The organism is Shewanella sp. 1CM18E, assembly GCF_023161665.1.
Lineage (GTDB): Bacteria > Pseudomonadota > Gammaproteobacteria > Enterobacterales > Shewanellaceae > Shewanella.
The window spans coordinates 283,156-296,491 of sequence record NZ_JALNTW010000003.1 but is presented as its reverse complement, the minus strand read 5'-3'; the positions used below and the strand labels follow the sequence as shown (position 1 = coordinate 296,491).

Sequence of the window (13,336 nt, the reverse complement as noted above, 5' to 3'; positions counted from 1 at the left end):
GTACCAACATAGAATTTAGATTAGTCTTTTAAACGATATGGCGAGTTAAAGGCACTTGGATTCAGTAAAACCAGCTTAAGCTAGATAACGCTGTAATTAAGGTGTTGTAAGAAGTGTTTTTACTAAGCTTAGAAAAGCAGCTCTAGAATGAGGTTAAAGGATTAAACGAATAAATAAGGCACTGAACTATTTTCAGTGCCTTGCTCACTACAGCATGTGCCTAGTGACTATAGTACTTAGTTTCGATTAAGCCTTTTACTACAGACTCTATCGCTTTCGGTGCAATAATCGCTTGAATTGATGGTCCGCTCGATTGAGGTTGTGAGCCCGTTGTCGGCGCAGCAACCCATTCATTATACGGTGTAAAAACTAGCTCACCATCAGCCATTTTTTCAATTTTCGCGACGTGCCACCATAAAGTGATATCTTCTGTCGGTGGACTGAATAAGTATTGCTGATTATTAAAAATCATCTCTACGCGAGTCGTTTCAGGATCGACAGCTGGAGTACGTGAGAAATTATGAACGTAATAGTCATATACACCTTCTACCGGAAAGTCCGGTATCGAAATAACTTCAGGGCCATAGCTAGTAACATCATCAACGTCTAAGTAAATCAAACTGTTTTCTATTTGAACCGAGCCATTCGCATAATAAACATGCTCCGTATTGCCATTTACATCGGTTATGTATAGATGAGAGTCTAAATCTGTTGGTAACTCCCCCCAATTGAGTGTGATTTTGGTAAAGGCTTCAGACAACACCAAACAACGATCTAAATCCAAATCACTACTTTCAACACTAATAACAGAAGTTCGACTCTGAAAACCTAGAGTGGCGGCAATAAGCACTGTCGAGTCCATTTTAACGGGCAGGCTAAATGTGCCATCATCAAGAGAGTAAGTAGTTGAACGACCTAGGTAGTCTCTTCCGTCAGAAATAATTCTAGCATCAGCTAACAAATTGCCATTACTGTCTTCAACACAGCCATTAACAAATACAGTGTCATAAATTCGGTCAGCATTCCACGTAGTAAAATGACTTACACTGCCCTCATAAAACTGCTCCCCAGAAGCGCTTGTCGTTAACACAGCTTCGCCTTCTTCAACCCACAAGCCTGTTACTTCATCAAAATAATAAAGTGGTACGCTCATTGGGCGAGTTTCACCTGCTGCAGGGATAAAAATATCAGCGCTTTGTCCTTGCGCTAACTGTAATGGATTGCCAGCTGTATCCTCAAACGTCACTGTTATTGCACCAAAAGATTCAATTGGAACAATTTCGCCGCTTTCATTTAGCGTAGTCATATCGCCAGGCATCATTTCAATATCAATTGCCGGGTTAATGATAGTCAGCTCCGCAGCTACAGCATCAGTAACCAGGTTACCTGCCGTATCCACTAAACTATTAGCTGGTAGACTAACTAAAACGTTACCTTCAACTGATAACTCAGCTTCTTGTGTAGCATCAAAACTCACCAGCGCATGGACAGGCTGAAGTAGCAACTGATGCTCTTGAGTCACTTCGCTTAAAGAAACACTTAAAGCAGCCTCAGCGTAATGACTTGCATCAGCAGATAGAGTCAGCCTTTGCGATAAAGAGGTGTCTTGTAATTTAAAAGAAAATAGCCCATCTGCATCTGATACTGCATGGTCAATAATATTGGTGCCATTTGAAATACTAATTTGGCTATCAGTAATCACTTCACCATTAAAATAATTTAGCGTGGTACCATTTACCGCAACAAAGAACTGCTCTTCTAATACAAAATCGACGATAACCGGCTCAACGCCATCTTCACCGCCATCAGAAACCTTAATCGCTATATCAGTAAAAACGGTTGCCGCTGCAGCAGACTGATAGCTAACCAATCCAGCTGGACTAATACTTAAGCTGTCTGGCCCTGTAATCAATTCAAAATTTATATCAGCTTCAATATTGCTATCATCAATATCATTAACGACTAGCTGATAAGTAAAGCTTTGCCCCGATTCGACATTTTGTGCCGGTACAACCACAACTGTTGGCGCATCATTCACTGGCGTAACAGTAACTTCAAACTCCTGTGTTGCTGCTCCTGCACCATCTTCGCCACCGTCAGCAACAACTAAGGTCACTGTATTTGAAGTCAGTACGCCCTCTAACGGTGTCCAAGTAATGAGACCTGTAGAGCTAATATTCATGCCTTCTGGCGCATTTTCGAGTGAAAAATTCAGATCGGTACCGTTATTACTATCATCAGGATCAGTAACACTAACTTGATATGAATATTCAATATCTTCAGTTGCTGCAGTATTTGCCGCAGAGCTGATTACGGGGGCGACATTAACAACGACCGGAGCCGTATCATCTGAATCTGAAGAACCACAACCAACTAAAGCGAGAGACAATGCCGCAGCCAACGCGGACGTCTGCCAACGATGTGTAAATTCCATTTAAAATACTCCATGTGTAAATAACTGAACAACAAAATTACTCTGTGAGTAATTTCAGCGCAGAACAATGAAGCTCCTTAAGGAACAAAACAATTACCCAAACGGGTAATTTTATATTTTTAGAAAAAATACTGTTTTTTTCAATATCAAACGACTAAAAAGAGATACCCATTTACTCGCATAAGAGGGAACAAAAATCAACCAGCAAACACTAACATCATCTACAGCCACTGCTAAAATACATATGGTTATTGCGGTTGATTAAGCTGCCTAAAGCGATTATCTACCAGTGAGTTGAAGTCATTGTAGGTCAGACGTTTTTGATACTCATAGGCAAAGCGGCCATGAAAAAACAACGTCATGACGAGATCTTTATAGCCCAAATAACAGGTATAACCATCAAGATCATGCCACGCACTTAAACCATCACAATAATATTTGCCGTCTCGATTGATACCATTGGTGATGACATAATTAAAAACAAAAAGATGCTTTGATAAAGACATAAATAGCTCATCTGTTTATTAACTATTGCTGCAAAGCAATCGCTATGAATTGCTAATCAACTGTAGTTTTTTCTAAGACACAATCGGCCTTTACCATTTTCAATACGACAACCTAGTGCCACTAGTTCATTTCAGGGATGACTTATCATTAACGCTAATGAGCAATTTCAGTTGCTATAGCTTGATAGGCGCGTGATGGGAATCTTGCAAAAGGATGACTGGCTCCTAAAATTAGCCCTTAAAATTAGCCTCTAAAACCCAAATAAAGGATTAAAGCTGTAATCGAAAGTTCGCCGGAGAAATTGACGGAAAGTGATAAGGCAAATGGCTCAAATAGATGTATTTATTCAAAGCACAGAGATAAACCCGTTAACCTAGTTACTGGTTTACCCCTGCTAACTGTGACTCTAGAATATTAGCTAAGCTAACTCGGCCGTTAAACAACTCGGTTTCAAACCAGCCTCTGACATTGCACCTGCCAATATATCGATTAGCTCGTGATGCTCGTAATCAAAGACTAAATCCATTGCTGTTGAATTATGCATATTCGCGTGATTGATCGTCTCTGCGGCACCATTAGCAAGCAGCAGTTCAACAATCGCTTTGCGTTCACTATAGCGAGCCATAACCGCGTGAATAAGCGCAGTATTACCATTTTCGCTAAGTGCATTAGTATCAGCACCAGCTTGCAGTAATACAGCCACGACCTCTGCCGTGCTGTTTCCTGCAGCAGCCATTAGCGGGCTTTCACCTTCATCCGCTTTACCGTTTACATCAGCGCCCTTGGATAACAATTGCTGGATCGTCGACAACATGCCGTTAAAGCTAGCGATATAAAGTGCTGTGGTTCCGTAGCTGCCAACTTGATTTGGATTGGCGCCCGCCTCAAGTAGTAAACTCACGATTTCGGGCGTACTACTTTTAATAGCATGATTAAGTGGTGTGTTGTTATACCAATCAAGCTTGTTCACATCCTCACCATCGCGGATCTGACGTCTAACGGCGGCGCAATCGTCATCTAAAATGGCTTGAATCAGTGCTGTAAAACCACTTTCATTGAAACCGTTTTCATCGAAGCCATTTTCATCAAAACGATCATCATCAAAATCATCGTCGTCTTCATCAAAATCATCATCGCTTTCATCATAGTGATAGCTGATATCTGCGCCGAATTCCGGATCACGTCCTTCAATATAGTCACTCAAACCTGGCCAATTAACACGATCGCTAAAATCGTTAAACTCTACAATCGACTCACTGGATGATTTATCAATTAACACTTCTAACAGCTGTGTTGACCACTTAAAAGTATCAATCGGAGTACCTAAGCAGTTGTGATGAAAAACTGCGATTTGCGCGATAACATCATTCTCAGCAAAAGCGCTAAGTAACATATTGGCAAGTGACTTGATCTCGTCAACTTCACACTCAAGGCTAAGTAATAACAGCTGTTTATCTAGTTTAAAGGCATATATATCATCATCTAGATGATCAAGTTTGGGGATCAGCATTTTTATCGCGCTTTCGCTGCTAATATTTAGCTTGATACAGATAAAATAGGGCTCGTCATAATCATCTAATCCTGCAAGATATTCACGTAAAACATCCTCTAATTCCAATCCATCGAAAATATTACTGCTAAGCATGTAAACCTCATTTTCTTATTTCTGCCTGTTCTGCATAATACCAAGCGTAGAAACTTGTAAACATTAGCAAAATCACCGCGGGCTTATGGCTCAAACTCGAACGAGCTAAGAGTATTCCTTTGCATATTTGAGTTCAAGCCGGCTTTTCATTAGAAGCTACAGACCAGAGGCTAAACATGAAGAAACGCGCATATATTGCGCAAAAGTGGTGAAGCAGACCGTTCAAACCTTTAAAAATGGTGTCATTAACTACAATCCCTACAAATTTTTACATAAAACGCTAAGAAATCAGTTTAAAACCCACCCAAATAGAGATTAATGTCGAAGAATGCGACTCAAAAACTCATTAACTTGGTAGCTATTGATTTAGATCAATGAGTGCCTAACGCTTTTAAGGTCATATAAAGGTGAGCCTGATCACGCAATTAAAATTCAACTTTCAAAGCGAGTTCACAAAAGGCCGTTTTATCCCAAAAAGAAATTAATGAAACCTAAAATATAAAGGTGCCCTATGGAACTGCTACCAAATTGTTATACCGATCTTTGCGTTAATGGAAAATGGTTTCACTATGATCACGGTGAAAACTCAGTATTCATGCTTAACGGTAGTAAGCCACTGACCTTTGAGCTTGAGTCTTTACCGACAACTGAAAATGAGCTTGAACAACATTTATCGCATATTGCTAGCAACTTACTTTAAGTGTTCATCCCGCTACTTAGGTTGCTCGCTTTAAATTAATTTAAGTCCATCAGCTAAAAAAATAGGCCTGCAACAGGCCTATTTAAATCGTAATGTTGGGAGCTATGCCTTTGGCTGAAAGCGCAGGTTTAACTTGATCACCAGCGGCATTACCAAATATGAAATTATCACCACAATAACCGCTACATTCGCCGCTACTTGTAACCACATCTGCTCAGGTAAATATGGGCTCATCCATTTAGGGATAAAATAAACCAGTGGCACTAACACTAGATAATTAATAAACGCAATAATATGGCGGTTTGGCTGCTGCATATAAGGCTCCAATAAGAATTTATCTACCTGTAAAGTTCTGGTAGCTGCGACTTAAGCGTTAAGCCTAACGACAATGAACTCTGCTTGAGTATTCGCTACAAGACTAACTTGCTCAGTTCTTATCAAGTCACCGTCTTTAGCTTGGTAGGACTCCTCGCCATCACTAACGTTAACTTGACCTGCGGTAACATAAATTAAGCTTTGCTGCTGAAACTCCAGTGACTCGCCTTTACCTAACCTGGCAATATCAATGACGGTTTTACTATCAAATGTTGCCGTTTGCGCCTTATCACCACCATAGATCCGCGTTATACCACGAGGCTTTAATACGTAATGCTTATAACCCGCTGCTTGTCCAGTCTCATCAGGTAGTACCCAAAGCTGTAATAAACGATTTTTACTATCATCTGGATTAATTTCATTGTGAGAAAAGCCCTCACCACCAGCTCGTTGTACCTGAACCTCTCCGGCCACGAGATCTTGACCATGTTCTAGCGAACCTTGGTGTTTAACTCGCCCGCTCATCATCACTGAAATAACATCAATCTCATGATGGGAGTGCATATGGGTTTCACCAAACGGGTTATAAATCGCATCCGCAAGAAACACAAAGTTACCTAAACCTTCTACGGTGTGAGGTGATTTGCGATCACCAAAAATACGTGTGTCAGTGATGAGTCGGTGCTCGGTTAGCCCAGCGAAACCACCTAAAGGAATTGAATCTCTGTTTAATACTTCCATGTTATACCACCTTAATTTAATTAATATTTATACAGTTCTGCTGCGTTAAATAAATAATAAGCTGGCTGAATTGTTTGATAAATAGTGATAAGTTGATATTACTATTTCATTTATAACAACAATATAATGAGTTATGACTTAAACGATATGCTGGCTTTCTTACAGGTAGTTGAAAGCGGTAGCTTTACCTTAGCCGCTGACCAACTAGGGATCCCAAAAGCTAATTTAAGCCGTAAAGTCTCGCGTTTAGAGGCGGCATTAGATATCACCTTGCTTGAACGTTCAACTCGATCACAGCACTTAACCGAAGCTGGTAAACGATTTTTAGTTCACTGTAAAAGAGTGCAGGAAGAACAAGAGCTCGCCACGGCATCGATATCAGAGCTACTCAATCATTATAAAGGTGACTTAAAAATTGGCGCATCTATCGCCACTGGCCAGCAAGTTTTGCGGCCAGCTCTAGCAAATTTTATGCGTCAATATCCAGATTTAAACCTTCACCTGAGTTTGATAAATCGACGGGTCGATTTCATCGAAGAGGGCTTTGATGTTGTGATCCGTATTGGTCAGTTAGACGACTCAAGTTTAATCGCCAAAAAACTCGGCCACATTACTCGCCACTTTTATGCTAGCCCCGACTATGTTGCCAATAATACTCAGTTGGTAGATCTTAACTCGCTGGCTCAACATCAATTACTCGTCATTAATCCAACCAATAATGATCCACGCCTGACTGTGGTTTCAGATAACGGGGAGCAGCAAGTTATCAAGCAAAAGCCACGCTTACTTGTTGATGATCATGCTATGCTCGAACAAGCAATCATTGATGGTTTAGGCGTAGGAGTATTGCCAGCGTATCTATGCAAAACAGCTGTAGAGACAGGCAAACTAGTGCAAATGCTACCACAGTGGGGATTAAAGGGAGTTGATGTTTATGCACTATACCCAAAGAGTCGCGCCAAAATCCCAAAAGTAAGAGCGTTTATTGAGTTTGTGACCAAACTCTATGCCGATATACTGAACTAAAAGGTGCAAAACCAAATGATACTCAAGTCTCAATAATAAAAGGATTGCTCTACAAACACTACCAAGAGTCAGCATCAAATCGCGCAGCCCTTGCCTCACTTAAACTGCAATCAGTTAAATGCATCAACTCAGCTAAAGTGATATTAGGATTCGCCGTTATCAGTCGAACCAGCTTCGCGGCTAAGGGCTCTAATTTTTCAGCATGACCAAGTAATGCGGTATCGACTTTTTTAATTAAATAAGTCAGTTTCTGCGGGCTGAACATCAGGTTATCTGCTGTATTGTTCTGCGGGGAAGTTAAGCATGACGCCTTCAGCTCTGCGTTAAATTGCTGCACAGCCATTGGCACTCCGGTTAGCGCCCAGTTTCGTGAACGACGTACTCGCTTTAACTCACAGCAGTACTGCTTAGCAATAAGTTGCGCATGTTTTACCGGCTCGCGACCTATTCTGTGGATTAATGACGGCAGTGCAATGCTAATGTTGTCGCTCATTGTTTACCTGCCATAAATATGAATTCAAACTAACTACAAACTTGGTTGCGCCCTTTCTTCTTCGCCTTATATAAGGCTTGATCTGAACGCTTCATGGTTTGCTCAAAGGTTTCACCATTTTCATGTTCGGCAACCCCAATGGATATAGTAACACTTACCGTTTTAAATTGATTTCGACTCTGGTCTTTACTGCGGGTTGCTTTAGACTGACTCTTACGTTTTTCATCACGCAGCACAATATCGTAGTCTTCAACTGCTTCTCGCACTGCTTCAAGGTGCTCTAATACCGACTGAACATCTTTACGAGAAAAAATGATAGTAAACTCCTCGCCACCATATCGAAATGCTTTACCGCCGCCGCGAACTGCAGCTATCTTGCTAGCAACCAATTTCAATACTTGATCGCCAACATCGTGACCATAGGTATCGTTAAACTTCTTAAAATGGTCGATATCGACCATAGCCACACTGTATTTTCGCCCTAACGACAGCACTAAATTAAATAAAGCTCGGCGCGATGCCAGTCCGGTTAACTCATCTCGATAAGCTAAAAAATAGGAGTCACTCAATACCGTTAATATATACAGCGCGGCCAATAAGGTCATTGATACCGAGAGTGTCACTAACTCAGGTGCAAGAAAGTGTGCTCCCCACAAAATCAAACTAATAAAGATTGAGGTATGAACTAAGTTTGCCCGCCATAAGCTAAGGATCCACACTAAAGAGACACATAAATACAAAGGCAATAAGACTCGAAAGTTAACCTGACCATTGGCAGGTAAATAATCGTTCAATTGCTGTTGGTACTCGGCATTAAACCACACCCAGACAAACCCAGCAGCCATACACAAAGTAATGCCAACTAGGCGTACAAAAAAGTGCGGAGACAACACGCCTCTATCTTTAACAAATGCAAACCAGCTAATCACTAAGCCGCCGCCAAGTAGAATTTGTTGCCCGTACAACTGTTGCTCTGCGCTGCTGGCAAGCGTGGTGCTATAGAAATAATATCCCAGCAGTAATAGCGCCAAATACCCTAAGCGGCTGCGATTAAACTGCAATGCGATAATGATGGCTGCACTTAACAGCCAATAAGGAAGTTGATCAATGATCGGCTGCCACTGTTGCAAATTGACTTGATAAAAAGAGACGGCTGCCAATGCGCCAGCCACAAACAACACCGGCAAAAGGAAATAGCGACAACTATGGTAAAAAGCAGACAAAGTAAACCTCAATATAAACCGAATTAAATGCATAACACTGCCCTGCAGTGTTAAATATTCAGCTCAACACCCTTTGTCGAATTTGGGGATGAGTAAACAACAGTAATTTGTAACTCTATACTAAGACGACATTTTTAGCACAAGATGAAATGCAGTTCAGCATAAAAACGAGACCTGTACTCATTCCCTTTATCAGAAACAGCATAAACCAACTAACATTAATACAGATTCGCCTAGTGATTAACTAATGGCACCTTTGTGTCTGTAGGAGTTAAGGTGAAAGTATTCGCTCTGATATTTTTGTGTGTGACGTTATCAATGTTCTCTGTGAATAGCATGGCAAACTCCAGTCTCGAATTAGCCTATGGAGTTGTTCCAGCGAAGGAGAATGGCTTTAGTCGAGGTGATAGTTGGCGACTTTCTTACTCCCATGATTTGACCCTGTTTGAAGACTTTTTAAAGTCATATAACATAGGGTTAAGATTAGAAGCTTCGCTGCAGCGTTGGGATGATGTTGGTCATCAAGCCAATCATATCGTCAGCTTGAATCCTGTTTTTCAATATTTATGGCATTTTGAACCCATGTCGATTTTCATTGAACTGGGTATTGGTGCCGCTTACGTTGAAAACTCGATTTATCTCGACCGCAATTTAGGCTCAAACTGGTTATTTGAAGATAAGATCGGCATGGGTGTCATAGTCAATGAGCACCACCGAATTGGTTTGTTCTTTATGCATTATTCAAATGCCGATCTGGCAAGTCATAACGATGGTGCCGACTCGATAGGCTTAAGCTACGGCTATATTTGGTAGATTTGCTAGTACGAGTGTAAAAACTAAAAATGCCCTTGCAGGGTAAGATTAAATAATCTTCCAGCAAAGGCATATGTTATCGTTAAATCACTCTTACTTACCAAGCAATTGCGCTGGCGCTTGATAACTTATGTGCTGATGGAAGCGAACGATTAAATCTTCACGCGACTTATCAAACTCAAGCTCAGCAATAAAGCTTTTCAGTGCTTCTTCAACACGGTTTAAGTAACGGCCTAAACCACCCTCTTTTGAATCCTTAATCTCTGCTGCAATCGTAAAGCTAACCATTTCAACTAGACGATTACCGTCCCAGTGACGAATAAACTGTTGCTGTTCAACATTAGGATCAAAACCGAGCATTTGCACTTCATCGGTGCCATCTACCTGATCGTACTTACTGTTGCGTACAAGCGGCGTTAAGCCATTAGCAACCATTGCTATATGCTTAAGCTGTTTAGCTGCTGTGGCGGCAATAAAGCAGTCTTCCAGCTTTTGATATAAAGGCGTAAAGTCATCAGTATCTGCTGCCAGCAAGGCGTTTTTAAGTTTACGACCTAAAGGCAACTTTACGGTTACATAACACAATGAACCATGCCCTTCAGGCAATGGGCATTCACGCGCCTGATAGCGGTTGCTGATTGAACGTAACTTATAACCATAGCTTTCTTTATTGCCCTTAGATTTCGCGAAGAGATCATAAGACAGGTGCTGGTGATCACGGATCTTAACCTTAAGCTCACTTTCAGGTAGTTGCGGCATTAGCGTCGATAAAAATGACTGCACCTTAATATGGAAGTTTGCAGAGTTACTGCGAATATCCTCACCCGTTGCCAAGAACACTATTCTTATCTTACGGGCACGATAATCATCTTTGCAGTGTAAGGTTTGCGCTTGATGGTATTCAGGGTTGTAGAAAAAGATGATCTGCTCTGCAGTTGGAAAGCTGTATGCTTCTGTGTGAAAACGCACCACCGGCAACTTGTCGTTAGTTATAACGTGCACGTTATAAATTTCTTGTTGCTCCGCCAACTTAAAAATACTGCGGCTTAGGGTCTGATAACAGGTTTTATAATCAGGATAATGTGCCAACAGAGCATCAGTGACTAGAATTTCTGCGGTGATATATTGATTACTACGAACGTCCTTGGGTATATACACTTTTTGCTGATGACTTAGGGCCATAAATACTCCTTGTAATAAGTTACCTTGCATAGCAGCTGCTTATATTAGCGACAAACTATGACGAAAATCCTGCGATAGAACTCACTTTTATCTGCTGGCTATATAATACGCTGTGAATATGATTTTATTCTTAAAACCCTATAAAAAATGCGTGATTTAAGCAGGAATTTTAAGTATCAATTAACCGAGCTTAATAGCGAACAATATAAGCAGTAAACCGAACTCAAAAGCCGACACCAAGGGGCTATCGGCAATTGAACTCAGCCGCTACTAACACTTATCTATAGCTAAGCCACATTGTGCTCAAATAGTTATGCCGTGCGGAATCGACGAATAATATCGGCTAAATTCACTGCTAGTTGGCTTAACTCATTACTCGACTGAGACACCTGAGCTGTACCATCACTCACTCGGCTAGCCGCATCACTAATATTAATAATATTCTGACTGAGCTCTTCTGTAACTGCAGTTTGCTGCTCAGTGGCACTGGCAACTTGAATCGCCATATCATTAATTTGGGTGATCGCAGTGTTGATATCATCAATGGCAACGCTAGCGCAGTTTGCCTGCTCAACGCTATGCCTCATTTTATCTCGGCTCGAATTCATTACGTTAACTGCGGTTTGCGAGCGATTTTGTAATAGCTCAATCGTCGCTTTGATTTCATGGGCAGAACTTTGGGTGCGGCTCGCTAATGTACGCACTTCATCTGCAACCACGGCAAAACCGCGGCCTTGCTCGCCCGCTCTCGCCGCCTCAATTGCAGCATTAAGTGCCAATAAGTTAGTTTGATCGGTAATATCCGAAATCACTTCAACAATCACTGAAATTGCATCAGTATCTTGTTGTAGCTGACTAATCACTTCACTTACTGCGGTAATTTCAGATTCAGACTCATTAATAGCGAGCATAGTATTGGCAACCACACGACTACCGCTGTCAGCCGCATTTACCGCCAGTAACGCTTGCTCTGCAGTTTGATTAGTATTGCGGGCAATTTCGGTAATAGAGGTTTGCAGTTCAGTCATAGCCGTTGCAACTTGGTCAACCTCGTATTGCTGCTGACCCACACCATTAGCAGACTCACCAGCAATAGTACTCATCTCTTCAACCGCCGCTGCCAGTTGAATTGATGACGCGCCAATTTGTGAGATCATATCTTGCAATTGATTTCGCATTGTCAGTAATTCATTTGCCATTTCATTAAACTCACGGCTATTGAATTTTGTCATGTCGATATTAGCGGTTAAATCACCTGCAGCAATCATAGAAAGTGCCGATTTAGTCGCAAGCAGTGGTGATAATATACGTCTTAATAAAAAGGCAGCGGAACTCACAAGTGCAAAAATAAAGATTATCGCCACAATAATCGTAGTGCTATTTAATGACTCCATTGCTTTATCGGCTTCGTGTTTAGCTGCTGCGACTTTAGCGGCTTGTTGCTCCATCAACACAAAAATACCTTGCTCGATATTATTATAAATATGCCATGCTTCCATCGAGCTTAGCATTTCACCTGCAGCAGCTGCGCCTTGATTGCTATCACTGGTTAAGAATTGCTTATGTAGCTGGCTAAACTCATTAACAGCAGGTTTAAGTCGGTTAATCTTCGCTAAAGTTTCAGTAGCAACGGTTTGTTGAGCGCTAAGAATTATGTCATCAATATCAATAATCTGCTGATCCAAATACTCACGAGATTCTTCACTTATCGGTGAAGCTTGCACTCGGCGCAGGCTATAACCTAATTGCTCACGGCGCAAGCCTGAAACCTTATTAAGTAACTGAGCGATTAAGCCGCTCGTCTGGTTCTCATGCTCTAAGGTGTATATTTGCGCTTCTAATTGCTTACTATGGTATTTGATAATCCCAAGAGACAGGGCAAATATCATTAATAGGCTAATAAAAATCGTGATAAGTAATTGTTTGATGGAAATATTAGACATACTAAAACCGTTTTAACCGACGTAGGCATATTAAAAGGGCTGAAATACTATCAGCTTGCTCAATATAAACTGTGATCGAACAGGGATAATTACAGCACTAAAACCTACAACTAATTACTTCAAGGTTAATGAAGTTTATGCTGATATAAAAATAACATCATCCTGAAGCTAACATTTATTATTTATACATCTAATAGTAATAAACAGATAAAAACTAATTTAGTAAGAAAAATATAAACTAGGGGTAATAAACTAATAGAAGTAATTTAAGCAGATCCCTTGTAACAGCATTTAACTTCAATATAAACCGTAAT

Annotated in this window: 12 protein-coding genes; 3 read left to right on the top strand and 9 right to left on the bottom strand. The window is 40.9% G+C overall.

Annotated features, from left to right (window positions below):
- Positions 1–220: 220 nt before the first annotated feature.
- The 3 genes from MSG37_RS06835 to MSG37_RS06825 form a co-directional block, all read right to left on the bottom strand.
- Positions 221–2,434, bottom strand: coding sequence for a putative Ig domain-containing protein (locus MSG37_RS06835; protein WP_248469833.1), 2,214 nt, complete (start codon positions 2,432–2,434; stop codon positions 221–223).
- 248 nt (positions 2,435–2,682) lie between these two features.
- On the bottom strand, positions 2,683–2,940 hold the full coding sequence (locus MSG37_RS06830; RefSeq protein WP_248469832.1) for a DUF3081 family protein: 258 nt from the start codon (positions 2,938–2,940) through the stop codon (positions 2,683–2,685).
- 419 nt (positions 2,941–3,359) lie between these two features.
- Positions 3,360–4,586: an ankyrin repeat domain-containing protein gene (locus MSG37_RS06825; RefSeq protein ID WP_248469831.1), complete on the bottom strand. Its 1,227-nt coding sequence runs from the start codon at positions 4,584–4,586 to the stop codon at positions 3,360–3,362.
- A gap of 511 nt (positions 4,587–5,097) precedes the next feature.
- Between MSG37_RS06825 and MSG37_RS06820 the strand changes: the two genes are divergently transcribed.
- A complete protein-coding gene (locus MSG37_RS06820) occupies positions 5,098–5,286 on the top strand; it encodes a hypothetical protein (protein ID WP_248469830.1) in 189 nt (62 codons plus the stop codon).
- 102 nt (positions 5,287–5,388) lie between these two features.
- Here the strand turns inward: MSG37_RS06820 and MSG37_RS06815 are convergent, their stop codons facing one another.
- Together MSG37_RS06815 and MSG37_RS06810 are read right to left on the bottom strand one after the other, a co-directional pair.
- The gene (locus MSG37_RS06815; RefSeq protein WP_248469829.1) at positions 5,389–5,601 is read right to left on the bottom strand and encodes a hypothetical protein; all 213 of its coding nucleotides are present in this window, start codon (positions 5,599–5,601) and stop codon (positions 5,389–5,391) included.
- Positions 5,602–5,652: 51 nt separating this feature from the next.
- Positions 5,653–6,342, bottom strand: coding sequence for a pirin family protein (locus MSG37_RS06810; RefSeq protein WP_248469828.1), 690 nt, complete (start codon positions 6,340–6,342; stop codon positions 5,653–5,655).
- A gap of 126 nt (positions 6,343–6,468) precedes the next feature.
- On the opposite strand from MSG37_RS06810, the gene MSG37_RS06805 reads away from it, so the two are divergent.
- Complete coding sequence (locus MSG37_RS06805) at positions 6,469–7,368, top strand: LysR family transcriptional regulator (RefSeq protein WP_248469827.1); 900 nt, start codon at positions 6,469–6,471, stop codon at positions 7,366–7,368.
- A 58-nt stretch (positions 7,369–7,426) separates the two neighbouring features.
- On the opposite strand, the gene MSG37_RS06800 is transcribed toward MSG37_RS06805, so the two are convergent.
- Together MSG37_RS06800 and MSG37_RS06795 are read right to left on the bottom strand one after the other, a co-directional pair.
- A complete protein-coding gene (locus MSG37_RS06800) occupies positions 7,427–7,861 on the bottom strand; it encodes a ribosome recycling factor family protein (RefSeq protein ID WP_248469826.1) in 435 nt (144 codons plus the stop codon).
- 29 nt (positions 7,862–7,890) lie between these two features.
- Positions 7,891–9,033, bottom strand: a complete 1,143-nt coding sequence (locus MSG37_RS06795) for a GGDEF domain-containing protein (protein WP_348984456.1) — start codon at positions 9,031–9,033, stop codon at positions 7,891–7,893.
- A gap of 327 nt (positions 9,034–9,360) precedes the next feature.
- Here MSG37_RS06795 and MSG37_RS06790 point away from each other — a divergent pair, with 327 nt between their 5' ends.
- On the top strand, positions 9,361–9,897 hold the full coding sequence (locus MSG37_RS06790; RefSeq protein ID WP_248469824.1) for an acyloxyacyl hydrolase: 537 nt from the start codon (positions 9,361–9,363) through the stop codon (positions 9,895–9,897).
- A gap of 93 nt (positions 9,898–9,990) precedes the next feature.
- Here the strand turns inward: MSG37_RS06790 and MSG37_RS06785 are convergent, their stop codons facing one another.
- Positions 9,991–11,079: a DUF3083 family protein gene (locus MSG37_RS06785; RefSeq protein ID WP_248469823.1), complete on the bottom strand. Its 1,089-nt coding sequence runs from the start codon at positions 11,077–11,079 to the stop codon at positions 9,991–9,993.
- Between the two features lie 311 nt (positions 11,080–11,390).
- Positions 11,391–13,022 carry a HAMP domain-containing methyl-accepting chemotaxis protein gene (locus MSG37_RS06780; protein ID WP_248469822.1) on the bottom strand — a complete coding sequence of 544 codons (1,632 nt, stop codon included), beginning with the start codon at positions 13,020–13,022 and terminating at the stop codon, positions 11,391–11,393.
- Positions 13,023–13,336: the final 314 nt, after the last annotated feature.

Coding starts and splice junctions, on each gene's coding strand:
- MSG37_RS06810 (WP_248469828.1), bottom strand. CDS start 6,342: ATGGAAGTATTAAACAGAGATTCAATTCCTTTAGGTGGTTTCGCTGGG.
- MSG37_RS06800 (WP_248469826.1), bottom strand. CDS start 7,861: ATGAGCGACAACATTAGCATTGCACTGCCGTCATTAATCCACAGAATA.
- MSG37_RS06815 (WP_248469829.1), bottom strand. CDS start 5,601: ATGCAGCAGCCAAACCGCCATATTATTGCGTTTATTAATTATCTAGTG.
- MSG37_RS06785 (WP_248469823.1), bottom strand. CDS start 11,079: ATGGCCCTAAGTCATCAGCAAAAAGTGTATATACCCAAGGACGTTCGT.
- MSG37_RS06820 (WP_248469830.1), top strand. CDS start 5,098: ATGGAACTGCTACCAAATTGTTATACCGATCTTTGCGTTAATGGAAAA.
- MSG37_RS06805 (WP_248469827.1), top strand. CDS start 6,469: ATGAGTTATGACTTAAACGATATGCTGGCTTTCTTACAGGTAGTTGAA.
- MSG37_RS06835 (WP_248469833.1), bottom strand. CDS start 2,434: ATGGAATTTACACATCGTTGGCAGACGTCCGCGTTGGCTGCGGCATTG.
- MSG37_RS06780 (WP_248469822.1), bottom strand. CDS start 13,022: ATGTCTAATATTTCCATCAAACAATTACTTATCACGATTTTTATTAGC.
- MSG37_RS06825 (WP_248469831.1), bottom strand. CDS start 4,586: ATGCTTAGCAGTAATATTTTCGATGGATTGGAATTAGAGGATGTTTTA.
- MSG37_RS06830 (WP_248469832.1), bottom strand. CDS start 2,940: ATGTCTTTATCAAAGCATCTTTTTGTTTTTAATTATGTCATCACCAAT.